This is a genomic window from Thalassotalea piscium, assembly GCF_030295935.1.
In the GTDB taxonomy this organism is placed as follows: domain Bacteria; phylum Pseudomonadota; class Gammaproteobacteria; order Enterobacterales; family Alteromonadaceae; genus Thalassotalea_B; species Thalassotalea_B piscium.
This window is the reverse complement of sequence record NZ_AP027362.1, coordinates 1,654,931-1,681,506: the sequence shown is the minus strand read 5'-3', so window position 1 is coordinate 1,681,506 and position 26,576 is coordinate 1,654,931. Positions and strand designations below refer to the sequence as shown.

The following is a 26,576-nucleotide window of genomic DNA, read 5'->3' as shown; positions in this document are numbered from 1 at the left end:
TCAACACACCCTAGTATTGCACGGTTCAACAAAGCTTAATGTAATGCGGCTCTAAAAGGCAGTTTTGAGCAAATTTCTGCTTCTGCGACTAGAACCTCTTCCAAGCGTTGATGGACTTCGTCTTTATCAAAGTATTCTAAGGCTAATTCAACAAATAAGTTTTTATGTTTTTCTTCAGATTTAGCAATAGCGTGATAAAAGTCTTTTTCTTTTCCTGCTGGTAACGCCTCAGCTACTAGAGCAAAACGCTCATGCCCGCGGGCTTCAATAACTCCTGCAACTAATAAGCGATCAAGGAAAAAAACATCTTGACCATGACGAAACAGTTTACGTATCTCTTTAATATAAATATCTTTCTCGTCGTTAGACATTTGTAGATCTCTTGCCTGCATTAGCTTCATCACTTGTTTAAAATGAATAAGCTCTTCAATAGCAAGGTCTGTCATTGCACGCACCAACGTTTTGCGATCAGGATAATGCGATAACATAGATACAGCCATCCCTGAAGCTTTTTTTTCAGCCGCTGCATGATCTTGTAAAAAGGCATCAAAATCAGCTAAAACAACATTAGCCCATTCAGGTGGAGTGTGATATTTAAGTTCGAACATAGAAAGATAATTAATAACTAGAAAAATTTAGCTGTATTTTACACTGCTACAAGCGTCAATACCAAGAGGATTGGAAAATTACATCAATTAACCATAGGTGAGCACCAGTTAATTGACCTAATTTTAAGTAAGAGATTTAAATCTAAAGTTAAACCACAAAGTACAGTTAACTTACCTAGAAAAACTGTAATTGTGGGATAATAAATACATTTCAAAAATTTAATCAATTAAAGTTAAAGTGATTCATCATTATTAAAAGTAAAATCGCTATTTTGTATTAGATATTGTTTAAATTCATCTATCGGTAAAGCTTTGGCATAATGCCAACCTTGACCATACACTATGTTCATTTTCAAAAGCTCATCTGCTTGTAGTTGGTTTTCAACTCCTTCAGCAATAACATTAGCGTTAAGCTTATTCGCTATAGCAACAATATTTGGAATTAATGTTGATCTAATAGCCCCTGTTTCAACTTCATCGACAAAAGATTTATCAATTTTAATGGTATCAATATCCAACAGTTTTAATTGTGATAGGTTAGAATATCCGGTACCAAAATCATCAATGGAAATTTGGATACGACTTTTTGAAAGTTGATCGAGCGCTTCTCCCGATTGACCACACTGTAACTGTTCGTCTTCAGTAATTTCAAAACAAACTCGTAAATTTGGTTGGGCTGCTCGAAATAACTCAATTCCTTTAAGAATATTGCCGTTATTAATGTCTTTTGGAAAAATATTAACCGATAAATAAAACGTAGAATCGGCTGGTTTTAAGTGTTTAAAGTCATCAAGCGCCTTATGAATAAATAGCTCCGTCATCATCCAAGACAAGTTTAATTCGCTAACCACCGAAATAAACTCGTCGGGATAAAGTGCCCCCACTCCATCTTCAAAGCGGGCAAGCAGTTCACAACCTATCACTTTTCCAGAGTTTAATTCAACAATGGGTTGGTAGTAAGGGATAAAGCTTCCAGCAGCTAAGCCAAGCTTGATGCGCCTTTTGGTGCTTCTAAGGTGGTAAAAAAGCAGCTCGATAAAGTGTATTGCTGATATTCCTGATAAAAACAGCAGTAACATAACAACAAAAAGCACAGGTGGGTTTTGTAGCTCAGTAAAATTATTTTTCTTTACAGCCAAACAAATACCGCCACCAGGGCCACAAAGTTCAGCAAAATGAGCTATGAAACCTGCAAACGTTATTACATTCGGGTCTACTGCTACATTTTTATATAAATTCGGTGCTCCATAAAGATGAGTTAATTCGTAATCATCTTTTAAGACAATTTCATAAACTACAGCCTCTTCATAGTCATTGATTACACCCTCGAACGAGAGCACAATATTGTAGCTACCTTTTTCAATGATAATACCTTTAACTTTATTATCAAAAGTTTCTAATTTTTTATCTATCCAGTAATCGTGACCATCTAAAGTAAAATCGGGGGTCGACTCTTTTAATGGTATATCTAAGACGCCAGCACCTGTTGTACAAATTAAAAAGCCATTTTGTAAGAAACCAATATCTCGAATATCATTTGAGTTAAATTGCATTTCTCTCATGCTCAGTAAATGTTCATCTGTACAGTCGGTAAAAGGTAAGTTATTGAGTTTTTCTATAACTTTATAGCCACTATTGGCAGAATGTGATAAATCGGAAAAGATCCGCTTTGCTTCTTCGGATAGCTGATTTGATAAAAACTGAGAATATAGGAAAAAAATAACGATTAGGCTAATCATCATTCCTGTAATAAAAGATAATGGCTTGCGGATTACCGCTTTATTTAACATAAATATAAATTAATGATCCTTAGCCTATGTGTAACATTGGTTCATACTACAGAATTATTTATTCAAGCATAAGTTTAAAATTGCTTATCGGTGAATAAAACACCTCAATCTACTTATGTTAGTTTTTTTATACTTAGACAAGCATTATAAACGGCTTAAGTATTTAACAAAATCAAGGTATACCAAATAAGTTTAGCAGGCTATTTTACTTTTACCTATTTGATTTTTAACACAGCTTAATTTAAATCATGCTAAAATAGCACATTAAAATACAAGCAAATTTAATGAATATTATGCCCTGTTATTGTGGTTCAAAAGAAAGCTATAGTATGTGTTGCCAACCTTTTATACTTGAACAAAAGTACCCCGAAACACCTGAGCAATTAATGCGCTCTCGTTATAGCGCCTACGCGACGAGTAATGCCCAGTATATATTTAATACTTACGCCAAAGAGAAACATAAAGAGCACACTGTAACCGACATTCTTAATTGGGCTCAAACAACACAATGGCTGTCACTTAAGGTTAATCATGCAACGGCTATAACATTAAAACAATTTAGCCCTAACACATTGCCTACAGTAAATTTTGATGCTTATTACCGCCATGAAAAACACTATTATAAAATGAGTGAGTCTTCCCGCTTTGTTGCTGAAGATAATCAATGGCGTTATTTAGACGGCGATGTTGCAGAGCACACTGAATTAATTCAACCTAAACGAAACGACAACTGTTTTTGTGACAGCGGTAAAAAATTTAAAAAGTGTTGTGGTAAATAAAGTCTGAAATTAATAAAGGTTTTAAGCCATCAACGGTGACTTAACTACCGTTTCCTGCACTGAACTCAGCCAAGCATTCACATTAAAAGGTAAACGTTTTTTAGGCGCCCCACTCTTTGTTTGTTGACAATAAAGTGAGGTATTAGCCATAACACTACTTGGTATATGCTTAGCATCATTTCTAAAGGCGATTGCTTTTGGCTGTAACGCATTAACTAAACGCATTGTTGCTAGCTTATTATCAGCAACTAACTGGCCTTGTTGAAAGTGTTTTATATCGTCTAATGAACTTATCGCTAATGGTGCGTTCGGAATAACATTTAAAAGCTTTCTTAAAGACGCTTCTGTAGCTTCTTTAGGCGTTTGTTCAGTTAGAGGTAAGCCGAACTGGCTAAACTCACAAACGTTATCTACTAACATAGCAAGCATTAAAGAAAAGTCATAGCGACGTTGGCTATGCACACACTCATTAAGCTTCACGCCTAATTGTAGCTCTTCAATCAGTAAGTTAGTTTGTGATTTATCTATTTGCACAACAATGCCTAATAATTAACATTGTCTTGTTATCGGCAAGCAACTCAATACCTTTAACAATAATAACCGATAAATAGCTATTTGCTTATTATTTAACTATTGATAAACAAGCTGTTCTAATAGCAGCCATTAAAATAGTAATTACGCTCGTTTTCGCTCTACCCACAACAAAGTACACAATGCGATAAAGACAAACCAAATAGGCAATTTATTTAGTGGCTGTTTAGTCGTGTTACGCGCACTATCATTGTCAAAATTAACCGCTTCATTTTTCAAGCTTGTATCTGAAAATGATTGTGTTGCTTTACGTTTTATTAATTGTTGCCAAGCTAGCCATTGGTTGGAACCATTAACATAAATTTTTTTGATATCAGAATGCTCAGAAGTTAACAGTCTATCTATGCTGTTATCTATAGTAGTTGTTGATAAAGTAAACTGATGCCAACCACTTTCATTTGCAAACCACTCAACACAGTATTGAGAGTCACGTTCAATTGCTTTATTTGACACTAGGTTTACTGGCTGCTTTAACGGTTTGTACACTAAACCTAAATGATAGGCTGTTATTTTTTCTTCTTCGGTAAGATAGCACAACGAGATATTATCCAATGGGAATAATAAAGAGTGCTCTGTAGGTGCTAGCCAATGCTTTTCACTTTTAGTTGTAATGACCTTGTTAAAAATAAATTGCCAATATTGGCCATAGTCTTGGCTCTTTCCACTTAACTTCCATTGATAACTCGTATTTAACGTGCTCAACACTATGTCACCAAACCCCAAAGGTTTACTGAGTACTAGCGTTTGATTATTGTCATCGAATACTAATGTATCAGCGTTACTACTGAATAAGTTAATATTATTGGCTGTAAGTGAAGTGTCGCTGATGTCTTTGTTATAATGAACCAGTGTAGGTTTTTGAACTGAATAGTTTTTTTTAGTTTCTATACGGCTAAATGTTTTAAGCAACGCTACTATCGCGTTAGCTTGCCCTGATTCAATTAATGTTTCATCAACAAAAACAAACAACGCTAAGCCCTTCTTAACAGCTTTAATAATAAGGCTCTGCTCTGTTAGTGATAACGTAACCAAGCTTCGTCCATCAAGCATTAGCATATCAAACGCGGCTAAATACTCAGTGCTGATACTTTCTTTATTAACTTCAATGTTGTTTTCAACATCACTATTTACCGCTTGAGTTAAAAAGGCACTTTTGCTGGTTTGACTAATTATTGTTAGTGTACTGCCTTGTTCAGCCATCCAGTTTTTTAAATGACGGATCTCAAATGAAGGAGATGCTGTTTTAACTAAAATATTAAGAGGCCTCCCCATCACTACCTCTAACGGGATAACTTCTTTCGCCAATATTTTCTTACTCTTAATCTCAGTAACATTGAGGAAGTATTCATTAATACCTTCAGCTTTTGGGACAAAGTTAAAGCGAAAGGTTTCATTAGCTCGAATGGTTTTCTTTGCTATTACATCATTGTTAATAGCGGTCAATTCGACGTCGTAAAGTGCTTTAGTGTCGTTTGACTGAAGCTTAGCTTCAAAGCGAGCTTTTTCACCTAACAGTAATTTTTTGGACCATTTAGCTTCAACAATACCGAGTACTTTTTGAGAGGGGAAGTAATTGACCGTTACATAAGGTGAGTGCGCTTTAATAGATGCTAATTGCTGAGGCAATAAGCCGTCACCATAAAGGTAAAGTTGCTCAAGCTGATGTGTGCGTTCAAATAATGGGTAACTTGTGGTTAGCCAAATGACGTCGTTTATGAGTTGGCTTTGCGTCAGTATGGGTATTAAAGCCTGTCTATCATTTTCGTTATCGATCCAAATATAAAGATTAGCAAGATCGCTATCCTTAAAACGATTTAACGCTTCTTCCACTTGGCTCTCATCAGTATTGTTGGTTATAATAATCGCATGCTCGGCTTCTGCTTTTGTCTGATAAATAGGCAAAATTAACAGTAACATCGCAAGTATTGCACCGAGATTAACGGCACATATTAACATCGCCTTAACCATAGACTTAGCGCGATAACGATAAAAAACTTTAGTACAAATTACAGCCAACATAATAAAAGACAACACCATTAACAAATAATGAGCAGCGTCAAATGTTGGTAAATGTAGTGAAGCGGTGAACCAAGACATTATAAAGGCTCCTCTTCGGTACTATTTATTGCTTTATTCGTAGATGGATGTGTATTCTCGAGCGACGGCTGTATATTGTTAATATAATCAGCGGCTAACGCATCGCCTACTGTTAATGTTTGATTAACCGTTGAAATAACTGCTTTTGGCGACGGCATTAATTGCCATATTTTATCACGTAATTTCACAATGCAGGCTTGGCAATCGGTTAAGTAAATACGATTACCTAATAATATTTTTTCGATAGTTGCAACAAACTCGATTAAAGCTGGCCGTGTGCTCACTTGTTGATTAAATAACGCTTTAACTTGACTAAACAACTCACGTTGCTGCGCGGTTAGCTGTTCAATTGCTAGCTTAGGATGTGATAACAATGTATAGACATCACTCAAAGTTTGATATTCACTAGTTGGGACCTTAATATGTTGCGCCTGCAAGACAGATTCAATTTCTTCAAGATCTCCTTGATACCGTCTATCTTCATTTACCGGAGGTGGCTCAAAACCTAATCTTTTAACATAGATACGTTCCGCCTTTTGAGCCATTTTTAAAAACTTTAATGCCTCTTGCTCATAAGGCAAAGCTTGCTCTGGTTTAGATAACATTAAATAGAGTTCTGCTTCCCACATGTTAGCGACCGAGCGCTTCATTAAAGCAACGGGGTCTTGCTTCCCCATCAAGCCAACATCGCTATCTTCATGTGTATGAGCATGCTGTGCTAACACTTTTTCATAGGCGGTATCTACGCCTTCATTAGCTCTACTTTGACTGTTTTTGTTATGCTGATGCTGTTCTTCATGGGCTTCTTTGTCCTGATGACTTTTATCAGATTCTCCTTCTTCATCGTGGTCATCACTATGCTGGATTAAGGATGAAGGTTGCTCACTTGTACTATCTTCAAATTCATCCCCCAAGTATTGACCATACTTTTGTTTTAATTCACTTTGTGCAACTCCCAATAGCTCAGAAGTTTGACTAAATTCCACTGTTGATAACAGCGAGCTATCGGCAATTAATTGCTCTGTTTCTATTATAATTTGTCGTTGGCTTTTAAAATATTCTGGCATAAAGTCAATCAATACTCCGTCTGCCATTACCGCTTGATCGCTATCTTCTAACCAACGTACTATTTTAGTTATTGATTGTGTTAACTGAGGCTCAGGGCTTTTATTGTCCCAAGCTCGAACTGAAAAATATAATTCGTCGCCTGGTTCCATATCCAGCTCGGTCAAATCCCAGACCTTAACGTATTCATTGACAATATTATGACCTGTACTATTTTTAACCAGTGACTTGGCACTTACATCATCAAATTCAAACACTTGATCACGAAATTTAACCGCTTCGCCTGAGCCTTTAGCAATAGACGCTAATATATCAACTTTACTTAAACCAAAATCATCTGACACTTGTACCTGAGTTTCAATTAAAGGCTTTGCCTGCGTTAATATTTCTGTAATTGTTAGTTGAGGCGTTAAAATACGAACTGATGGCTGTAGATCACTCTTCATTTCTAACGTATAAATTTGTGGGAGTAACTCTGCGCCAGCTTTAATTTGATAAAGTCCAGTAGAAGTCATAATTAACTCACCTACTAAGTACCCATTATCTACAGTTAAAGCGAGCTCTTGTCCGTTAGAAAATACCAATGCATAAGAAAGGTTATTTTGAGTAAACGCTAATTGCCACATTATTTTACTACCGATAATTCCCTGAATATTCAGATTATCTGACTGTTTGTTTAACAAACCAGTATAACTAGGGGGCTCAATGACAACTTTTGCTGAAACCAGACGATTTAACGAGTGCATCTCATTAATTTCTGTCGACGTAGGCTCACCCCGTTGATTTATATAATGTTCCAAGTGTGTTAAGGGTTGAAAAAAAACACTCATTGCAATAAGAGCTAGCGCTAAAGTCAATTGTCCTTTGTAACGATAATCTCCAAATATTAATTGTTGCTTAACTTTGTCAGCCAAAATAAGAATAAATTGTGTAGTTATTTTTTTCTGTTGTAAGCGCAAAAGTAAGGGTAGATTTTCACTAGTCACAACAAGAAGTTGTGCGCTTTCTTCTAGCTGAGGATATACCCGATTTAAATGTTCAAGCACATTCGTTTGATTTACCTTACTGCAAAGTTGAGACTTACCAATAAATAACGCAACAACAAAGTAAGTAATAATTAGCGCGGAAATACTAAGCCATGAGAAGCTAAACCAATACAACACTAAATAACAAATTATCACCCAAATAACACTGGTTAACATTAGGCTCTCTACAAATGCTTTACGTTTTAGCTTTTGTGTTAATTCCGCCAGTTTTCGTTGTATTACTTCGCGATCACTCATTTTTATTTACCACTAGCTGCTTAGACACTGAATACTCACTGAGTAGCCGCTCTAGCAATACTAACAAAACGAGTAATAATCCCAGCCATAAAAGCATGTCCTGGTGTGCATCAAAATCAATCGTATTATTAATACGATAAGCTTTATCAGAAACCGTATCCAAAAATGCTTGGTGTGCTATCGCTTGCTGATATAACAATGCCGTTAACTGATTAATATTATCTGCTGTAACCTGATCATTTTCTTTTTGATATGAATTAATTTGATCACCAAAAAGTAGCCTTTGTATCACTAAAGGAAATTGTGGTTGAATCACTAAATTAGTCGATTTAGGTGAAAGCATGCTGGCAAATTGATAGCGTTTACCTGCATTGGTATTAGTTGCTTCATCAACCTTAAATACAGTTAATAATGGTTTGTTATCTTCAGATACCCATAAATCTTCCTGATGTTCTACATGCTGTGAATCAAAGGTATTCTCTAAATGGCTACTTTGATAAAAGCGAATGGGGGCGAGCAGCGCAAAACCATTGTTAACAGTAATTTCTTCAGAATTGTTAACCAACAATCGATTATCGTTATTTATAAAAATATGCGTACCTTGCGCTCGCCAAGAAATAAGCTCTTGTGTTATAGGGCGATTTGCCAGATAAAACACCCAATTTGGTTGCTGCGCAGATACCAATTTTTGTGGATGCTCAATAACTTCAATAGAGAGTTGTTGAACACTAAATTTTTGAATCGCGTTTAGTGCTGGCAATAAATAATTAAGCGCCTCTTTGTGTTCGTCTTCTGCATAAATAATCAATTTAAATGCTTGCTGAACCAGTGAATTTAACGAATATTGTTGGCTACTTTGTTGTGATGTGATGAACCACTTTATTGGTTGATTTAATAGTGGTTTTTCACCTGTAAAATTGATTGCATTAGCTTCTGTAAAAACTAAAATCTCTTTTGCCTGTTTAAATTTTTTACTTACTTTACTTAATTGTTGCCATATATTTAAAGGTTCAGCCGGCTCAACTTCAGTAACGTTTGTGAATGTTGTAAAGCTTTCCAAAGTTTGTAATGAGAGCACGTTGAAATCAGAAGATGTTAAGTATTCACTAATTTGCTCACGCTGCTCAGGCGTGGCCGCTTTAAACCATGTTTCACTCACTAAAACAAAAGTCTCGTCGCCGCTATAATCATTAATAAACGGTTGAGATAAAATAGCAACCGAGCATAAAACAATTAAACAACGAAGTAACAACAATAACCGCTGAGTAAGCTTGATTGTTGACATTTTTACAGGTTTTGACTGTGGTAAAAAGCGGGTTGTACCCCATTTAACAATTCGGCCCCGGCTCTTACTCAATAAATGAATGATCACAGGAATTGCTAGTGCAGCTAACCCATAATAAGCTAATGGCTGCAAAGAGGTTATAGAAAATAGTGACGTGGTCATACTGACAGCACTCTTTGCCTTGCCGCTAAGTATTGATAAAGCGTTTCGTCAATAGGCTGGTCAATATCTACCCGCCAGTGCGTCACCCCTTTACTACTTAGGTAACTATTTAACTCTTGATTGAAAGCAGCCCTATTGGCTAAGTAACTATTTTTCGCTAATTTTGGAGATAATAAATACGCTTGTTGGCTTTCAAGGTCTTCAAAACGGATAACGTCATCAAAGTCGAAATTAATTTCATCACTTGACTCAAGTTGCACCGCAATAACTTCCGTTCGTTTATCAACAAGTTGATTAATTAATTGATAAATTTCATCATTTGCTTGATAGAAATCACTAAAAACAAATACGATACCGGAACGGCGCATTGTTTGTAATTGCGTATACACCTGCTGATAGTCAGGAAAGTTATCACATGGTTTTATTGCATTTAAAGTTAATAGTAGTTTCTGCCAGTGCTTATAACCGCCATGCGCTGGCAGAAAAGTAGGTTTTTCTGCAGATAAAGCAATACAACCAAGGCTATCTCCCTGTAGTTGTGCAATATATCCAATAGTTGCCGCAACTACCTTAGCAAACTGAAGCTTAGTTATATTGTTAGAGTTGTTTTTGTTCGCTTGATTACGATGAGACATAGAGGCACTGCTATCAAGTGCAAACCAAAGGCAAGTATCACTTTCACGTTCAGCTTCACGTACAAAGTACTTGTCGGTTCGCGCAAATAGTTTCCAGTCAACCTTAGCCAAGTCATCGCCAGGTTCATAAGCTCTATATTGACTAAATTCAATACCAACACCGCGTTGAATACTGCCGTGGCTGCCGTGTAAAAAACCTTGAGCTAATGTTCTCGCAATAAAAGGCAAATCTTTACTGCGTGATAATGCTTTAAGATCAAGTAAGTTATTCACAATAGCGGTCAACCTATTAACTCAAGTCGCTAACAGGTTTTAACGTATCTGACAGTAACGCTGCAATAACCTCGTCTGTTGAAACTTGCTCAGCCTCAGCTTGAAAGTTAAGGAGTATTCGGTGACGTAATACTGCAGGTGCAACAAATTCAATATCAGCAATTGTAACAGCATACCGCCCAGACATTAATGCTTTAGCTTTAGCGCACAACACTAATGCTTGACCGGCTCTAGGTCCTGCCCCCCAACGAACATAATCAGCTACTAATTTGCAGGGAGAATTCTCCCCCTCTTTTACAGGACGAGTATTCCTGACAATTTGAGTCACGTAAGCCACTAATGCGTTTGAAATTTCAACATCGCGTGTTAACGACTGTAAGTTAAGCATTTCTTGTGCTGAGAGCACTTCGATTAATGTCGCCGCAATATTACCTGTTGTTCGTTTTAGAATTTCAATCTCTTCTTCAGCACTAGGATACCCTACACGAATAAACATTAAAAAACGGTCAAGTTGCGCTTCTGGTAAAGAGTAGGTTCCAGCCTGCTCTACTGGGTTTTGTGTCGCTAAAACGAAAAATGGTTTGGGTAAGTTATAACTTTTTCCTGCATAACTTATCGACTTTTCTTGCATTGCTTCAAGTAAAGCCGCTTGAGTTTTGGGTGGTGTTCGATTTATCTCATCGGCTAACAATATATTAGTAAAAACTGGACCTTGTTGAAATTTAAAAAATCGGTCGCCACTGTCATGATCAGTTTCTAATATTTCAGTGCCAATAATATCACTCGGCATTAAATCAGGCGTAAATTGCACACGATTAAAGTCCATCGCTAAGGTTTTTGACAATGAACTTACCATGAGTGTTTTTGCTAAACCAGGTACACCCTCCAATAAACAATGTCCGCCTGCCATAATACTAATGAGTAATTCTTCAATTACCTGCGATTGACCAACTATAACTTTACCAATTTCATTAATAGCTTGATTCAGTTTTGCTAACGTTTGTTCTACTTCTTGTTCGTTCATGAGTTAACCAATAATTAAAATTATAAAATATGCGTTATGGTAAATAGAGCCACGCTCAACACGCATTATGCAGTCATTGCATACATCACAATGTTTACAGCAAATCGGGTGTTATCTACGCGCATAAAGCGCTTGTTACGAAAGTCGAAGTCCCATTCACAACCTAAGTCTTTATTACTATATAGCACGCCTATTCGCCCATTTACTTCAATAGCTTTAAGGTAGTCATGCACTAAGTCATCGCCCCAGCCATTTAGCTCTATTGAGGTCCGCGGTGGCCCATCAAATTTAAAAAAAGAGGTATAAATAGGATGTGTATTAGGTATTTTTTTTAACGCATCGTCGCCAAATATTGTTGCCATTTGCTGCTCAAATGTTCGGGCAAACATTCCATCAATATCATGATTACAGTCATCTACAAATACAAAACCGCCATTTTCAACATATTGTTTAAAATTTTGGGTCTCTTCAGGTGTAAATTGTACTAAGCGATGCCCTGCTAAATAGCAAAAAGGGGCCGTTAACATTACAGGGTCAGACAAAGGAACAATGCGTTCTTTTATGTCTACTCGTAAACTTGTGTATTCAATTAAGGAATTTAATACATTCGCAGGCATTCTTTCATCGACTTCCCAGTCTCCCGACTCGTAACTTAGTCGCGTAAAGTAGAAGTCAAAATCACCGTTTGCATTAACACTTAAAGACATCGGCAAACAACTTGAAGCAGACAGTGCGGCAAGTGCTTTTAAAAATTTACGTTTGTTCATATGGCCTTAAATCAGGTTGAGTACTGTAGCAGTACCCAACCTATTTTCAGTTAGGCTTGTTATACAGCGTCAGATAAGCTACTAAAAGTAAAGTCGCGAATCTTCATTGGTGGTACTAAATTACCATCAATACGTTCAGGCTTACCTAAAGCTTCAATATTGTTTAACATAACAATTGGACTTTCATTAAAACGGAAGTTTTTAATCGGGTATTTAATTTTTCCATTTTCTATATAAAAAGTGCCATCACGTGTTAGTCCGGTATAAAGTAAAGTTTGCGGATCTAAACCACGAATATACCAAAGACGAGTCACTAAAATACCACGACGAGTATTTTTGATCATATCTTCAAGCGACTCGTTTCCACCAGCCATAATAAAATGACCGCCACTTGGTACATAATCGGTGTCTGTTTTCTTCGCCCAAAAAGGTGAATTAGGCATATTAGTGATCACACCATCTTTAATCCAATCAATTTTATTTCTTGGATAACCATTACCAGCAAATGGAGCAACGGGTACTAAAGCATCGTTTGGATCAGAGTAAATATGAACACGCTCATCAAACATTTTTTGACCCAGTTTATTCGTTGGACCTTTTTCACCTTTTTTTAGCTTGTTACTTAAAAAGCTACGTCCTTCATCGGCTTGTCGCTGGTTCATTGATCTCACTAAGTTATTTAATAAACCAACACTTGCTGCAGGCTCTAAAATAACAGTATATTTGCCTGGCTCCATTTCTTTTGCATCAACCGAGCCTTTTGATTTATCAATAGCTACTTGAGATGCTGATTTAGTATCTAGCAATGCTACATCGCTATAATCACGTGAAACCCAACCAGAGCCTCTACCATCTTTAGTACGTATCGTAACTGAAAAATCTACATTACTAGATTTGTTATAAGCAAAAGCACCAGCACTATTCATAATGGCTGTTGCTCTTATCGACTCTTCCAAGAAACCAGATGAAACCAAGTCGTTAGCTTTAGATGGTTTAATGCTATTTTCAGCCGCTTGCGCTCTATCGTCTGGCGTTACGTTAGCAGTACTTTCAAAAAAGTTATTCGCTTTTAGGTACTTTTGTTTACCAAAGTTTGGCATATGCTCGGGGTTTTCAGGTGCAAGTTTTGCCAATTCTTCAGAGCGACGCACTACTTTTTCTAATGAAGCGTCATCAAACTCGTTAATTGCAGCAGTACCTATGCGTTTACCAAAAGTTGACTGTACACTTAACGTTAAATCACTTTGTTCGCCTGCTGTTGAAACACTATTTCTTGCATATCGAATGTTACCAGAGACTTCGCCATTTAAGTTACATTCAATTTCGTCGGCTTTAGAGTACGCTATTACTTTACTTAGCAATTCTTTAGCATGTTTTTCTGTAAATATAGTCATGATAAAATTATTCCTTTCTTTGTATTATTCTTGGCAAAATCACACGTTTCGTGCGGTGTTAATAACATTAATATTGTTAAATCGCGTGGTTGGACAACCATGCGACACTGCACTTACTTGTGATGGTTGACCTTTACCATCAAAGAAAGAGCCCCCAAGTCGATAATCAGACTTACCGGCTAGTTGTGTACAACTATTCCAAAATTGTTGCGTGTTTGATTGATAGGCAACATCTTCAATTTGTTCGGTAATTTTACCGTCTTTAATTTGATAAAATAACTGGCCGCCGAATTGGAAGTTATAACGTTGCTGATCAATCGAATACGATCCACGACCCGCAATATAAATACCATTTTCAACATCTTTAATAACGTCGTCGGCAGAAATATCTTTTTTGTTTGGACGAAGTGAAACATTAGGCATACGTTGAAATTGCACATCACGCCAGCTTTGTGCATAACAACAGCCATGAGATTCTTTTTGATCAATCATATGTACTTGATCACGTGTTGCTTGATAATTAACTAACGTACCGTCTTTTACTAAATCCCAGTCTTTGGTTTTAACACCTTCATCGTCATAACCAACATTGCCTAACGAATAAGGCTGTGTTTTATCAGCAAACAAGTTAACAATTTCAGAGCCGTAATTAAACTTACCACTGCGCCACTTATCTAGCGTTGCAAAACTGGTCCCTGCATAGTTAGCCTCGTAACCTAATACGCGGTCTAGCTCTAAAGGGTGTCCTACTGATTCATGAATAGTTAACATTAAGTGAGCAGGGTCTAACACTAAGTCATACTTGCCTGGTTCAACTGATTTGGCTTTCAATTTAGCTTGTAGCTGTTGACCTGCTGCGGCAGCATCTTCAACCATATCGTAAGAGTTTTTATAACCGACACTTGCACCGGTTATACGAATTTTATCTTCTTCTTTACCGTCTAAGTACTCAAACCCCATACCTACAGGGTTACCTAAACCACTTCGTTGTTTAAAGCCTGACGCGCCAATTGCTGTAGCATTGAATGGTGCCCATAAACGATGAACATCTTGGTCAATGTATGAGCCATCTGTTGAGGCAAAGTATTTTTGCTCATTAACTAAAAACAACATAGAAGAGATATAGTTAGCACCATTTTTAAGTGCTGCATCGTTCACAGACAACAACAAATCTACCTTATCTTTGATAGGTATTTCCATTGCATTTTTTTGAATGGGTGTTTTCCAGCTTACTTCGCCAACGCCTTTAACTGGCGCTAATACAACAGGAGACGTTTGGAATTTAGCATTTGCTTTAGCTACAGCAACAGCCTTTTCAGCTGTTTTTGCGACACTGTCGGGTGTCATATTCGATGTTGAAGCAAAACCCCAAGTTCCATTAGCAATAACACGAACCCCTATACCTGCAGATTCAGTATTTACAATATTATCTACCCTTACTTCGCGCGTAGTAATAAATTGATTCAAGTATCGACCAATACGTGCATCAGCATAAGTTGCACCTTTAGCCTTAGCCGCATTTAATGCGATATCAGCTAGTTTCTTTTTATAAGCAATGTCCATTGGCTTATCGAGTAATTGCTCTGCAGATATAGCAATACCAGAAATTGGTAATGCTAATGCTCCTGCCCCAACGCCAGACAGCTTAATAAATTTACGTCTATCCATCAGTTTTCCCTTGTTGTAATTATTGTGAGTAAGACCTAGTTGTAAGTTTATAGTTATAAGTTTTACTAATATGGTTATAACTTATACAGTCAGTCTATACCAAATAGTTTATACAACTCAATTACCCTCAACGTGAAAAAGTAACAGTTCAACGAGAAAGAAGTTACAAAGTATTTCGACTTAACTTCAACACGCCCATACATATTCTTTGATCTTATGAATGTAAAGTTGACTGAAACGTGTAAAAAACAGATTATTGCTATACTGTTGATGTATCGTCTACCTAGTTAATTGATTTAAATGAAAGGATTACTGAGTGATTAAAGTTCCAAGAAAAATTAAACATCTGTCATTGCAGGTATTTATTCAACTTTTTATCATTATTATTGGTACTTCAATTACTGTATTTAATCATACCAAACACCTTGAAATGTTAGACAGTCAAGTAACTGAAGCATTAAATAAAAGACTTAATGTTATAACAACCGGTATAAACGATAGATTAGACCTATATCATTATGGTCTAAATGCTATACGAAGTGCTATTCACGGGATAGGAATAGACAACTTAAATTATCAAACAATTGCTAACTATTCATACAGCCATAATGACCAATTAGAACTTCCTGGCGCGAATGGCATTGGTTTTATTAAAAGTGTTTCTCGCAAAGAGCTAAGCAACTTTTTAATTGATGCACAAAATGATCGGCCAGATAACAACTTTAAGGTTAAGCTATCAAACAATCACGTTAGAACGCAGTTTATTATCCAGTATATTTTTCCTGAAGATAAAAACAAACAAGCAATTGGACTTGATATTGGCTCTGAAACCATGAGAAGAACCGCAGCACTCAATGCTGCTAGCAACAATCAAGTTCAACTTACTGGTCCAATTACTCTAGTACAAGCAAATAAAAAAGCTAAGCAAGGCTTTTTAATTTTATTGCCAGTGTATAAGTCGATTATTGCGCCAACTAATAGCGAAGAACGCATAAACGAATTGATAGGTTGGACCTACTCACCTTTACTTATCGACGAAGTTTTAAAGTCACTCGAAAGCTTTGACCTTAACCACTTACGCATTACTGATGTAAGTGATAGCGCACCATTAACTTTTTTTACTTATGGTAATGAACAAGATATAACTGACTACGTTGTTTCTAGCAACGCAAGTGTAATGGGACGTAATTGGAACATAACACTAGAAGGTACAAATGCATTTATTGATGAGTTAAGGCTACCACAAAAATACGAAGTTCTGCTTAATGGCGGCTTATTAACCTTGTTAGTTATGTTAACTGTATTAGCTGGGCAACTGGTTTATTACCGAAAAGCACAAAAAGCTTATATCGAAAAAGAATTAGCCAAAAAATATGAACAAGCACTAGAAAAAGCCAATATATCTTTAGAGGCTGAAATAAAAGCAAGAACTGAGCAACTCGCTAAAACAAATATGCTCCAGCGTAGCATTTTAAACAGTGCGAGCTATTCCGTTATTGCTACTGATATTAAAGGGGTAATTACTGAATTTAACCCTGCCGCTGAAAAATTACTAGGTTATAAAGCAGCTGAAGTTATCGGTATTGAAACCCCTGCACTTTTTCACATTGAAGAGGAAGTAATAGCGCAAGCTAAGCGATTATCTAAAGAGTTAAATATGCCCGTAGGTGCTAATTTTGATGTGTTTGCACTAAAGGCTTCAATGATGCGGTCAGACGTTAACCAATGGACATACAAAACAGCTACCGGTAAGTTCATACAAGTAAAACTGAATATTACCGCAATGCTAAACAATAACGAAGAAGTGGTTGGTTATGTAGGTATTGCCTATGATTTAACGGCACAAATAGCCCATGAAAAAGCGCTAGCCGATGCAAAAAATCAAGCGGAAAAAGCATCTTTAGCGAAATCTGAATTTCTGGCAAATATGAGTCATGAGATCCGCACCCCAATGAATGGTATATTTGGCACGTTGCAATTATTACAAGAGCTTTCTCTTAACAATAAAGCTCAAGAGTATGTAAAGACTGCTTTATATTCAACGAAAGCGCTTACAACGATTATTAATGATATTCTTGATTTTTCAAAAATAGAGGCAGGAAAGTTATCTATTGAAAATAAAACGTTTGAATTAGATGAATTAATTACTTGTCTACACTCAGATCTTTCTATACCCGCAAATGACAAAAACCTAAATTTAACCTTCAATTTATCCGTTGAACAAAACTATTGGTTAGGTGACTCGGTACGGTTGAGGCAAGTTTTTCTAAACGTAATTGCTAATGCAATAAAGTTTAGTCATAAAGGTGGTATAACAATAGATATAACACTTAACGAACAAGGAGCATTAGTCTTTGTTGTTGCTGACACAGGAATTGGTATGTCACAAGAAGCCATCTCTCGGTTATTTAAACGGTTTGAACAAGCTGATGCATCAACAACTAGAGAGTATGGTGGTACTGGATTAGGGTTATCCATTACCCGTTCATTAATTGAATTAATGAACGGGACGATTACAGTAGAAAGTGAATTAAATGTTGGTAGTAAATTCATTATTACCTTACCACTTAAAAAAGCAGAAGCTATAGCTAATAATAAAAGTGTTAAAGCGCTTAAACATCCTGATCTCAGCGGTAAAATAATATTATTGGCAGAAGATAATAAAATTAATCAGGTTGTTGCAACCGCAATGTTAGAGCCCTGTAATGCAACAATAGTTATTGCTAATAATGGACTAGAAGCAATAAGCTTATATAAAGAAATATCACCCGACATTATTTTTATGGATATTCAAATGCCTAAAATGGATGGTGTAGAAGCGTGTAAAAAAATCAAGCGTTTAGATAATGATCAAATAATAATCGCATTAACTGCAAATGTGCTTAGTGAGCAAAAAGCCCTATACAAAAAACACTTTAATGGTTATCTGGCAAAACCGATCGAAAAAGCTGAATTAATAGAGATGCTGCACTCACTCTTTCCTTAATTTTTTTTCGGCTTTAGATTTAATTAAAATAAGTATTCAAATATACTATACACTGTTGAACTTTCTTTTTAGTCGCTACTTTGACTGTTTTTAACAAAGATAAGTTAACAGTGAGCTATAGTCACTAAATCAAATATATTACACATCTGACACCAAGCTAATAAATTACATTTAGGACTGGTTAATAAACTTTAATAGGCACAATTAATAACAATGAAAATCATCTCTTTTAATATTAACGGTTTACGTGCACGACTCCACCAACTTCAAGCAATAATAGATAAACACAAGCCTGATATTATTGGCCTTCAAGAAATTAAAGTACATAATGATGCATTTCCGTTAGCTGATGTTGAAGCAATGGGTTATCACGTTTATTTTCATGGTCAAAAGGCACATTACGGTGTCGCAATGTTATGTAAAAAAGAAGCTGACGTTGTTATTAAAGGTTTTCCTACCGATACAGAAGAATCGCAAAAGCGAATGATTATGGTACAGACCACCAACGAGGCAGGAGAAAAAGTAACGGTATTAAATGGTTACTTCCCTCAAGGTGAGAATATATCTCATGAAACAAAATACCCTTATAAAAGACAGTTCTACAAAGATTTAATGAGCTACCTCAATATAAATCATTCTCCTGAAGAGAATATCGTTGTTATGGGTGATATAAATATTTCACCAACAGATATTGATATTGGCATTGGCGAAATTAACCGTAAGCGTTGGTTAAAAACAGGAAAATGTAGTTTTCAACCAGAAGAGCGTGAATGGTTAGCAACCCTATTAAATTGGGGCTTTAAAGATACCTTTAGAGAGCTACATCCAACAAGGGGAGAAAGGTACTCATGGTTTGATTATCGCTCAAGAGGCTTTGACGATAACAGAGGTTTAAGAATTGATGTGATATTAGCAACACCAAACTTTGCCGCAAGATGTATAGAGTCTGATATTGATTACGAACTAAGAGGAATTGAAAAGCCTTCTGATCATGCACCTATTTGGTCAACTTTTAATTAATGAACAACCTTGCTCACTACCTTTGTCCTATCTGCCAGAATGAATTGGTTATAGATGGCTCGATTTATCGCTGCTGCGATAATCATTGCTTTGATCAAGCGAAAGAAGGTTATGTCAATCTTTTACCTGTTCAGCTAAAACACTCTAAACAACCTGGTGATAATAAAGCAATGGTAAATGCTCGAAGAGATTTTTTAGCAAAAGGTTATTACCAACCTTTAGTAAAGCTACTAGTTGATTTGCAGCAACAATACGCGATAAATGCTACTAATATACTAGATGCTGGCTGCGGTGAGGGTTATTACACACATCAACATGTTACGTCATTTAACAATGTTTATGGGGTAGATATTGCCAAAGAAGCGATAAAGAAAGCGGCTAAAAAACACAAAAACGCACAGTTTAGTGTTGCTACCCTTTCTCACCTTCCTTTTGCAGATGGTTTTTTTCATTGGATTATATCGGTATACGCGCCAATTTTAGAGCAAGAGTTTAGTCGCGTATTAGCTGATCAAGGTTATTTAATAACGGTGACTCCTGGCAAGCGCCATTTGTACGAGTTAAAAGAGATCATTTATCAATCAGCAAAAGAGCATAATGATGAAAAGGAAGTCATTCAGTCACTTTCATTAATTCATGAACAACGACTTAGCTACCCAATGGTGCTAAAAACTGCAGATGACCTCTTAAATTTATTATCAATGACACCATTTGCCTTTAAAGCATCTAGTGAGGCAGTTACGGTTCTGTCACAACAAACACAATTCAACTGCCAAGCTGACTTTATTATTCGCTTGTATCAGAAAAACTAACGTTAAATTTAATTGTTAATGGGAATGACGTGAATTAGCATAGCTAATATTAAGTAATGTTGCTAAGTCTACGTAGCGAGGTTTATTACGAGTGAGTTTAATGTCACCATCTTGCTCGTTCACTTTAGCAACGCCTTGTTTATACCAGTCAGCAAGCGCTGGCGGCAGAAACTTGTCGGCTTTCACCCCTAGCATAACAACGGCTTGAAATGGGATACTTAATATAAAAAAGAAGTAAACAAGTGCTTGGGCTAAAATATTAGCGCCACCAAAGTATAATTGCATAACAAAAACAAAAAACGCCACGCCAGGTAAATACCGATAGACAAATCTACCAATCTGCACAGCACGATACTCATCAAAATATTGGCTAAGTTCAGCTTTATTTGGCCATAAATCCATATATTTACAGCCTAATTTGAAAATTTCTATTACGCTCATATTCATAGACAACAAAAATAGAGTAACTATTATCAAAAAGATAGCATATTATCTGCAAAAAAGAGAAACAATCATTAGTTTTTAACATCTTTTTGTAAAATATTGTTTGGTATCAAAACATTTAAATTCAAAAACGCTATAATTTCGTTAACAAATTTAAATAGTTAATCAAATATGAAAAAGTCTTTAGTTTTAGTTATTAATTGTGGCAGTTCATCGTTAAAGTTTTCTTTGATGGAGCCGAACAGTGGTGAAGAAGTTTTTAATGGCATTGCACAATGTCTTTTATTAAACAATGCCTCTATCTCCTTTAAAATGAATGGTGAAAAGCAAGAGTTATCATTAAAGGCTCCCTTTGATCATGACGTTGCAATATCGGCATTAGTCGCCTTCATTAACAACAACCATCTATTTCATCAAATTACGGCTATCGGTCATAGAGTGGTTCATGGTGGTGAAAAGTATTGCCACCCTACTTTAATTACGCCAAAAGTTAAACAACAAGTACATAAACTAGCCAAACTAGCGCCTTTGCATAATCCGGCTAATTTAGTTGGAATTGAAGCCGCTGAGAAAGTGTTTGGACACTTAGCACAAGTTGCTATTTTCGATACAGCCTTTCATCAAACTATGCCTGAAAAAGCTTACATATACGGATTACCATATAGTCTTTATAAAGAACATGGAATTCGTCGATATGGTTTTCATGGAACAAGTCATTACTTCGTGGCAAAACAAGCAAGTATTCATTTGAACAAACCTCTTGAACAATGCAATTTAATTAGCGCGCACTTAGGTAACGGGTGTAGCATTAGCGTAATTGCTGACGGTAAAAGTGTTGACACCAGTTTAGGCTTTACCCCACTTGAAGGCGTTGTTATGGGCACACGCAGCGGCGATGTTGATCCAGGTATTATCTTTTATCTGGTTAATCAACTCGGCTACTCGTTAGATCAAGTAGATAACTTACTCAACAAAGAAAGTGGATTACTTGGAATTTCAGGCCTTAGTAACGACTGCAGAACAATTGAAGCAGAATTACTTTCAGGTAATGTACGCGCTAAACTGGCAATTGATGTATTTTGCTATCGCATCGCTAAAAAAATTGCCAGCTTTAGTGCAAGTTTACAAACACTTGATGGCTTAATTTTTACCGGTGGTATTGGTGAAAACTCTAGCACCATCAGAGGGCTTATTTTAAATCAGTTATCGCTACTGGGCTTTACTGTTGATGAACAATTAAATTTAGAAAAACGTTTTGGCCAACAAGGTAATATTAACAGTACAAATAGTCGAGCTTGTTGGGTTATTCCAACAAACGAAGAATGGGTTATCGCTGAGCAGACACAACGATTACTGACAAGTATAGGAGAATAAAATGGCGAATCGGTTAATGTTGGTACCTGTTGGCTTTGGTGTGGGGCTAACAAGTGTTACTTTAGGTCTTATGCATGCATGTCAACAAAAAGGGATAAAAGTTGGACATTTCAAGCCTATTAGCCAACCATCAAGAAATTCGCTTGCAGATAAGAACCAGACGATTAGTTGGTCTGGTAATGACTCTTCTATTCCCCTAAGTTATGTTGAAGAAAAAATGGGGGATGGTCAGCACGATGTAATTTTAGAGCAAATAGTTGCTCACTATAATCACTTTAGTAAAGATTACGATCTAGTAATTATTGAGGGGGTAATTCCAACAACACGACAACCATATGCTGGCAGAATTAACAAGGAAGTAGCACAAGCACTTTCAAGCAATATTGTGCTTGTAGCCTCTCCAGATAGCGATAGTACCGAAGAGTTTGAAGACCGTATAGAAGTTAGTGCAGCAACTTTTGGCGGATTAAAAAGTAAAAAGTTACTCGGGTGTATTATTAACAAGCTCAATTCACCAGATAAAGACGAATTTGGATTATTACCGCGAGAAAATGAATTTGAACACAATCCCGACCTCACTCCTTGGCAAAATTTAACGATATTTAATCATGAGGGCTTTAGTCTTTTAGGCTCAATTGCTTGGGAGTTAGATTTAATTGCGCCAAGAGTTATTGATATTGCAAATTACCTTAATGCAACAGTGATCAATGCAGGTGATATGGAGCATCGCCGTATTCGTAGCATCAGCTTTTGTGCACGCAGTGTTAGTAACTTAGTTAGTCATATACAGCCAAGTCGTTTAATTGTTACCCCTGGCGATAGAACCGACATTATTATTGCCACCTGCTTATCGGCACTTAACGGTACAAAAGTAGGTGCATTAATACTAACAAATGGTTATTTACCTAATAAAGACATAATGGCGCTATGTGAACATGCTTTAGCTGCTGGGCTTCCGGTGTTATCTGTTCCGTGGGATACATGGCAAACCTCTCGTCATTTAATGAACTTTACGCCCGAGCTACCGCAAGATGATATTCAGCGTCAAGACAGAGTTAAACAGTATATTGCTGACAATCTATCACCTAGTTGGATTGAACAACTGTCACAAAAAGCTAATCAATTAAATCCTATGTCACCGCCAGCATTTAGACATAAATTAACAGAGTTAGCTAAACAGGCTAATAAGTTAATTGTTTTACCTGAAGGCACTGATATTAGAACAATTAAAGCAGCCGCAATTTGTGCCGAACGAGGCATTGCTCGGTGCCAACTTTTAGGCAACAAAGAGCAAATTCTAAAAATAGCAGAACAACAAGGTATAACCTTACCCTCAGGCTTAATTATTACGGACCCTGATCTCATCCGAGATAACTACATCAACCCGTTAGTTGAGCTAAGAAAACACAAAGGTATGACTGATGTCGTTGCAAAGCAAGAATTAAAAGACAACGTGGTACTCGGCACATTAATGTTAAAGCTAGGACAAGTAGACGGATTAGTTTCAGGAGCGGTTAATACCACGGCAAATACAATACGCCCTGCTTTACAGTTAATTAAAACGGCACCAAATAGTTCATTAGTTTCATCAATATTTTTTATGCTTTTACCTGACCAAGTATTAATTTACGGTGATTGTGCAATAAACCCAGAGCCTAACGCTGAACAACTTGCCGATATTGCTATTCAATCAGCAGACTCTGCAATTCAGTTTGGGATAGATCCTAAAGTAGCGATGATCAGTTATAGCACTGGTACATCTGGTCATGGAGCCGATGTAGAAAAAGTGAAACTAGCCACTAAACTTGCGCAAGACAAACGCCCTGACCTTATTATTGATGGACCGCTACAATATGATGCTGCAATTATGGAGAATGTTGCAAAAACTAAAGCACCAAACAGTCCTGTTGCTGGTCAAGCCAATGTATTCATTTTTCCTGATCTTAATACCGGAAACACAACTTATAAAGCAGTTCAACGCTCGGCTGATTTAGTCAGCATTGGTCCAATGCTACAAGGTATGGGTAAACCCGTTAATGACTTATCCAGAGGCGCACTTGTTGATGATATTGTTTACACTATTGCCCTTACCGCAATACAAGCTAAATTTTAAGCTATGTAGGTAAATTAACCATAAATAGCTCATACTTTAGTGAAGTTTTTGTCAAAGAGATGCTTTTTCCTATCAAACAGCCATTTTTACGCTAAAATTACACTTTATCGTTTGTTTTTTGGCTAGCCAAAAAACAAACGACCGTATAAACCAAACAATTACAGTAAGATACAAACATAGCCAAAGGTTGTGCACAGTGATATCCACAGGTTTTGTGGATATAAAGAAAACATTTAAAAGCAATTGCTTATGCTATTACAGCCAAAAACAAAAACTTAACATGCATTTACCGCACGTTCTAAAAGAATTCACGAACAAAGGTCTATTTATCTAAGTTATATAAATCACCTTAACTTTACTAAAGATAATTTCTGTTTGCGCTAGTCGTTTATAATAGAAGTCGTTATAGTTATATCAACGGTTATTGCAATAACACTCTGCGTTTTTACAGTAAGCAGAACATAACCAGAATACGTTTAAATTTTATGTAATTATTATTACTTTTAACCAACATATAAGCACATTTTAATGGCTAATTTAACACTAAAAATTTTACAACAAACTTTTGCTATTCACAGCCTTCATCCTAATAGTATCATTCCACCGAATGTTTTTAGTGCATCAATGTATTTTATTGCTAAAACTAACGATGAAATATCAATTGTATTACCAGAAGATGTGTCGATAGAAAGTGAAGAAAAAGAACTTGATTGGCGAGCATTTGAAGTTGTAGGACCATTAGGTTTTTCACTCACAGGTATACTTTCGAATATTTCAACAATACTCGCTAATGAAAAAATTAGTATATTTGCTATATCTACCTTCGATACCGATTATATTTTAGTAAAATCAACAACTGTTGATGCGGCTTTAGCTGCATTGTCATTAAACCAATATCAAATAATTTAATAGGAAAGTTATGACTACCGTTTATGGTATAAAAAATTGCGATACCGTTAAAAAAGCACTTAAATGGCTAGATAAAAATAATATTGCCTACACGTTTCACGACTTCAGAGCTGATGGTATTGATGAAAAATTAGTAAGCGACTTTACCAATAAACTTGACTGGGAACTACTGTTAAATAAACGTAGCACAACTTTCCGTTTACTTGATGATGAAATTAAAAACAATCTAAATGAAACGACATTTAAACAACTAATATTGTCGCAGCCTACATTGATCAAACGACCGGTACTACTTAGTAATAATACATTACACCTAGGCTTTAAAGATGAACAATATCAAGTGATTTTTAACTAATGGCATTTACAAACACCGATGTTATTACATTAGCTAAAGCATTAATATCTCGACCTTCGGTTACACCTGAAGATGCTGGCTGTCAAACTCTTATTTTTAGCCGCTTAGCACCTTTAGACTTTAATAATGAAACCATGATATTTGAAGATACAACCAATTTATGGGCAAGAAGAGGTACCACTTCTCCTGTATTTTGCTTTGCGGGTCATACCGACGTTGTACCTGCAGGTAACCTTGAGCTTTGGCAAACTCCGCCTTTTGAGCCTACCGTTATCGATGGCATGTTATACGGGCGAGGTGCAGCCGATATGAAAGGTAGTTTAGCTGCAATGATTATTGCAACGGAAAAGTTTGTCAATAACCACCCCAATCATAAAGGCTCTATCGCTTTTCTAATAACTAGCGACGAAGAAGGACCTTTTATTAATGGCACAACACGTGTTATTGATACCCTTGAAGCGCGCAAAGAGAAAATAGATTATTGTATCGTGGGGGAACCTTCTAGTAGCGAAGAAGTTGGAGATGTGATAAAAAATGGTCGTCGTGGCTCCATATCTGCTGAACTTGATATACACGGTAAACAAGGTCATGTTGCCTACCCTGAGCATGTTACTAACCCAATACATTTAGCGATGCCTGCATTAGCAGAACTCAGCCAAATACATTGGGATAAAGGTAATGATTTTTTCCCTGAAACTAGTTTTCAAATTTCCAATATACAGTCAGGTACCGGGGCAACTAATGTTGTTCCTGGACACCTAACCGCTTGGTTTAACTTGCGTTACAGTACAGAGCTAAGCGCTCAAACGATTGTTGATAAGGTAAATGCTGTGTTAAGCAAACATCAGCTCGACTTTGAAATACAATGGACTTACAACGGCCAACCATTTATTACTGAACCAGGGGTATTTATCAATGCAGTTGAGAATGCTATTTTAACTACAACAGGTATCACAACAACACTTTCAACTTCGGGCGGTACTTCAGACGGCCGCTTTATCGCACCAACCGGAGCCGAAGTTATTGAGCTTGGTCCATGTAATAAAACCATCCATCAAGTTAATGAATCTGTTTCTTGTGTAGATCTTAATTTGTTAGCTGATATTTATTATCAGACTCTCGTTAATGTTTTAGCTCCTTAG

The 26,576-nt window shown here is 36.5% G+C and carries 21 protein-coding genes; 9 read left to right on the top strand and 12 right to left on the bottom strand.

What is annotated here, in order from left to right; translation table 11 throughout:
• Nucleotides 1-35: 35 nt before the first annotated feature.
• Together QUD79_RS07280 and QUD79_RS07275 are read right to left on the bottom strand one after the other, a co-directional pair.
• Nucleotides 36-608, bottom strand: a complete 573-nt coding sequence (locus QUD79_RS07280; protein WP_184423987.1) for a MiaE family protein — start codon at nt 606-608, stop codon at nt 36-38.
• 233 nt (nt 609-841) lie between these two features.
• The gene (locus QUD79_RS07275) at nt 842-2,398 is read right to left on the bottom strand and encodes an EAL domain-containing protein (protein ID WP_184423986.1); all 1,557 of its coding nucleotides are present in this window, start codon (nt 2,396-2,398) and stop codon (nt 842-844) included.
• 284 nt (nt 2,399-2,682) lie between these two features.
• Between QUD79_RS07275 and QUD79_RS07270 the strand changes: the two genes are divergently transcribed.
• Complete coding sequence (locus tag QUD79_RS07270) at nt 2,683-3,177, top strand: YchJ family protein (RefSeq protein WP_184423985.1); 495 nt, start codon at nt 2,683-2,685, stop codon at nt 3,175-3,177.
• A 21-nt stretch (nt 3,178-3,198) separates the two neighbouring features.
• Here QUD79_RS07270 and QUD79_RS07265 read toward each other — a convergent pair whose 3' ends face one another.
• From QUD79_RS07265 to QUD79_RS07225, 9 genes are all read right to left on the bottom strand, one after another.
• Nucleotides 3,199-3,711, bottom strand: a complete 513-nt coding sequence (locus QUD79_RS07265; RefSeq protein WP_286290513.1) for a VC2046/SO_2500 family protein — start codon at nt 3,709-3,711, stop codon at nt 3,199-3,201.
• Nucleotides 3,712-3,852: 141 nt separating this feature from the next.
• Nucleotides 3,853-5,865 carry a hypothetical protein gene (locus QUD79_RS07260; protein ID WP_184423984.1) on the bottom strand — a complete coding sequence of 671 codons (2,013 nt, stop codon included), beginning with the start codon at nt 5,863-5,865 and terminating at the stop codon, nt 3,853-3,855.
• Nucleotides 5,865-8,213 carry a hypothetical protein gene (locus tag QUD79_RS07255; protein WP_184423983.1) on the bottom strand — a complete coding sequence of 783 codons (2,349 nt, stop codon included), beginning with the start codon at nt 8,211-8,213 and terminating at the stop codon, nt 5,865-5,867. Before QUD79_RS07255 ends, QUD79_RS07260 begins: the two co-directional genes overlap by 1 nt.
• Nucleotides 8,206-9,660: a BatA domain-containing protein gene (locus QUD79_RS07250; protein WP_184423982.1), complete on the bottom strand. Its 1,455-nt coding sequence runs from the start codon at nt 9,658-9,660 to the stop codon at nt 8,206-8,208. The genes QUD79_RS07255 and QUD79_RS07250 overlap by 8 nt, the downstream gene beginning before the upstream one ends.
• The gene (locus QUD79_RS07245) at nt 9,657-10,568 is read right to left on the bottom strand and encodes a DUF58 domain-containing protein (RefSeq protein WP_286290508.1); all 912 of its coding nucleotides are present in this window, start codon (nt 10,566-10,568) and stop codon (nt 9,657-9,659) included. The genes QUD79_RS07250 and QUD79_RS07245 overlap by 4 nt, the downstream gene beginning before the upstream one ends.
• 16 nt (nt 10,569-10,584) lie before the next feature.
• Complete coding sequence (locus tag QUD79_RS07240) at nt 10,585-11,592, bottom strand: AAA family ATPase (RefSeq protein ID WP_184423981.1); 1,008 nt, start codon at nt 11,590-11,592, stop codon at nt 10,585-10,587.
• Between the two features lie 65 nt (nt 11,593-11,657).
• The gene (locus QUD79_RS07235; RefSeq protein ID WP_184423980.1) at nt 11,658-12,359 is read right to left on the bottom strand and encodes a DUF4159 domain-containing protein; all 702 of its coding nucleotides are present in this window, start codon (nt 12,357-12,359) and stop codon (nt 11,658-11,660) included.
• Between the two features lie 59 nt (nt 12,360-12,418).
• Nucleotides 12,419-13,753, bottom strand: coding sequence for a TldD/PmbA family protein (locus QUD79_RS07230; protein ID WP_184423979.1), 1,335 nt, complete (start codon nt 13,751-13,753; stop codon nt 12,419-12,421).
• A 39-nt stretch (nt 13,754-13,792) separates the two neighbouring features.
• Nucleotides 13,793-15,421 carry a TldD/PmbA family protein gene (locus QUD79_RS07225; RefSeq protein ID WP_184423978.1) on the bottom strand — a complete coding sequence of 543 codons (1,629 nt, stop codon included), beginning with the start codon at nt 15,419-15,421 and terminating at the stop codon, nt 13,793-13,795.
• 316 nt (nt 15,422-15,737) lie between these two features.
• Here QUD79_RS07225 and QUD79_RS07220 point away from each other — a divergent pair, with 316 nt between their 5' ends.
• The 3 genes from QUD79_RS07220 (at nt 15,738) to rlmA (ending at nt 20,239) form a co-directional block, all read left to right on the top strand.
• A complete protein-coding gene (locus QUD79_RS07220; RefSeq protein WP_286290503.1) occupies nt 15,738-18,407 on the top strand; it encodes a CHASE domain-containing protein in 2,670 nt (889 codons plus the stop codon).
• A gap of 213 nt (nt 18,408-18,620) precedes the next feature.
• A complete protein-coding gene (gene xthA, locus QUD79_RS07215) occupies nt 18,621-19,427 on the top strand; it encodes an exodeoxyribonuclease III (RefSeq protein ID WP_184423977.1) in 807 nt (268 codons plus the stop codon).
• Complete coding sequence (gene rlmA, locus QUD79_RS07210; RefSeq protein WP_184423976.1) at nt 19,427-20,239, top strand: 23S rRNA (guanine(745)-N(1))-methyltransferase; 813 nt, start codon at nt 19,427-19,429, stop codon at nt 20,237-20,239. Before xthA ends, rlmA begins: the two co-directional genes overlap by 1 nt.
• 15 nt (nt 20,240-20,254) lie before the next feature.
• On the opposite strand, the gene yfbV is transcribed toward rlmA, so the two are convergent.
• The gene (gene yfbV / locus QUD79_RS07205; protein ID WP_281401824.1) at nt 20,255-20,680 is read right to left on the bottom strand and encodes a terminus macrodomain insulation protein YfbV; all 426 of its coding nucleotides are present in this window, start codon (nt 20,678-20,680) and stop codon (nt 20,255-20,257) included.
• A 174-nt stretch (nt 20,681-20,854) separates the two neighbouring features.
• On the opposite strand from yfbV, the gene QUD79_RS07200 reads away from it, so the two are divergent.
• From QUD79_RS07200 to dapE, 5 genes are all read left to right on the top strand, one after another.
• Nucleotides 20,855-22,057 carry an acetate/propionate family kinase gene (locus QUD79_RS07200; protein WP_184423974.1) on the top strand — a complete coding sequence of 401 codons (1,203 nt, stop codon included), beginning with the start codon at nt 20,855-20,857 and terminating at the stop codon, nt 22,055-22,057.
• Nucleotide 22,058: 1 nt separating this feature from the next.
• A complete protein-coding gene (gene pta, locus QUD79_RS07195) occupies nt 22,059-24,170 on the top strand; it encodes a phosphate acetyltransferase (protein ID WP_184423973.1) in 2,112 nt (703 codons plus the stop codon).
• A gap of 528 nt (nt 24,171-24,698) precedes the next feature.
• On the top strand, nt 24,699-25,079 hold the full coding sequence (locus QUD79_RS07190; protein WP_184423972.1) for an ACT domain-containing protein: 381 nt from the start codon (nt 24,699-24,701) through the stop codon (nt 25,077-25,079).
• Between the two features lie 10 nt (nt 25,080-25,089).
• The gene (locus tag QUD79_RS07185; protein WP_184423971.1) at nt 25,090-25,434 is read left to right on the top strand and encodes an ArsC family reductase; all 345 of its coding nucleotides are present in this window, start codon (nt 25,090-25,092) and stop codon (nt 25,432-25,434) included.
• Nucleotides 25,434-26,576, top strand: coding sequence for a succinyl-diaminopimelate desuccinylase (dapE, locus tag QUD79_RS07180; RefSeq protein ID WP_184423970.1), 1,143 nt, complete (start codon nt 25,434-25,436; stop codon nt 26,574-26,576). The genes QUD79_RS07185 and dapE overlap by 1 nt, the downstream gene beginning before the upstream one ends.

Coding starts and splice junctions, on each gene's coding strand:
- QUD79_RS07280 (WP_184423987.1), bottom strand. CDS start 608: ATGTTCGAACTTAAATATCACACTCCACCTGAATGGGCTAATGTTGTT.
- QUD79_RS07275 (WP_184423986.1), bottom strand. CDS start 2,398: ATGTTAAATAAAGCGGTAATCCGCAAGCCATTATCTTTTATTACAGGA.
- QUD79_RS07270 (WP_184423985.1), top strand. CDS start 2,683: ATGAATATTATGCCCTGTTATTGTGGTTCAAAAGAAAGCTATAGTATG.
- QUD79_RS07260 (WP_184423984.1), bottom strand. CDS start 5,865: ATGTCTTGGTTCACCGCTTCACTACATTTACCAACATTTGACGCTGCT.
- QUD79_RS07255 (WP_184423983.1), bottom strand. CDS start 8,213: ATGAGTGATCGCGAAGTAATACAACGAAAACTGGCGGAATTAACACAA.
- QUD79_RS07250 (WP_184423982.1), bottom strand. CDS start 9,660: ATGACCACGTCACTATTTTCTATAACCTCTTTGCAGCCATTAGCTTAT.
- QUD79_RS07240 (WP_184423981.1), bottom strand. CDS start 11,592: ATGAACGAACAAGAAGTAGAACAAACGTTAGCAAAACTGAATCAAGCT.
- QUD79_RS07235 (WP_184423980.1), bottom strand. CDS start 12,359: ATGAACAAACGTAAATTTTTAAAAGCACTTGCCGCACTGTCTGCTTCA.
- QUD79_RS07230 (WP_184423979.1), bottom strand. CDS start 13,753: ATGACTATATTTACAGAAAAACATGCTAAAGAATTGCTAAGTAAAGTA.
- QUD79_RS07225 (WP_184423978.1), bottom strand. CDS start 15,421: ATGGATAGACGTAAATTTATTAAGCTGTCTGGCGTTGGGGCAGGAGCA.
- xthA (WP_184423977.1), top strand. CDS start 18,621: ATGAAAATCATCTCTTTTAATATTAACGGTTTACGTGCACGACTCCAC.
- rlmA (WP_184423976.1), top strand. CDS start 19,427: ATGAACAACCTTGCTCACTACCTTTGTCCTATCTGCCAGAATGAATTG.
- yfbV (WP_281401824.1), bottom strand. CDS start 20,680: ATGAGCGTAATAGAAATTTTCAAATTAGGCTGTAAATATATGGATTTA.
- QUD79_RS07200 (WP_184423974.1), top strand. CDS start 20,855: ATGAAAAAGTCTTTAGTTTTAGTTATTAATTGTGGCAGTTCATCGTTA.
- pta (WP_184423973.1), top strand. CDS start 22,059: ATGGCGAATCGGTTAATGTTGGTACCTGTTGGCTTTGGTGTGGGGCTA.
- QUD79_RS07190 (WP_184423972.1), top strand. CDS start 24,699: ATGGCTAATTTAACACTAAAAATTTTACAACAAACTTTTGCTATTCAC.
- QUD79_RS07185 (WP_184423971.1), top strand. CDS start 25,090: ATGACTACCGTTTATGGTATAAAAAATTGCGATACCGTTAAAAAAGCA.
- dapE (WP_184423970.1), top strand. CDS start 25,434: ATGGCATTTACAAACACCGATGTTATTACATTAGCTAAAGCATTAATA.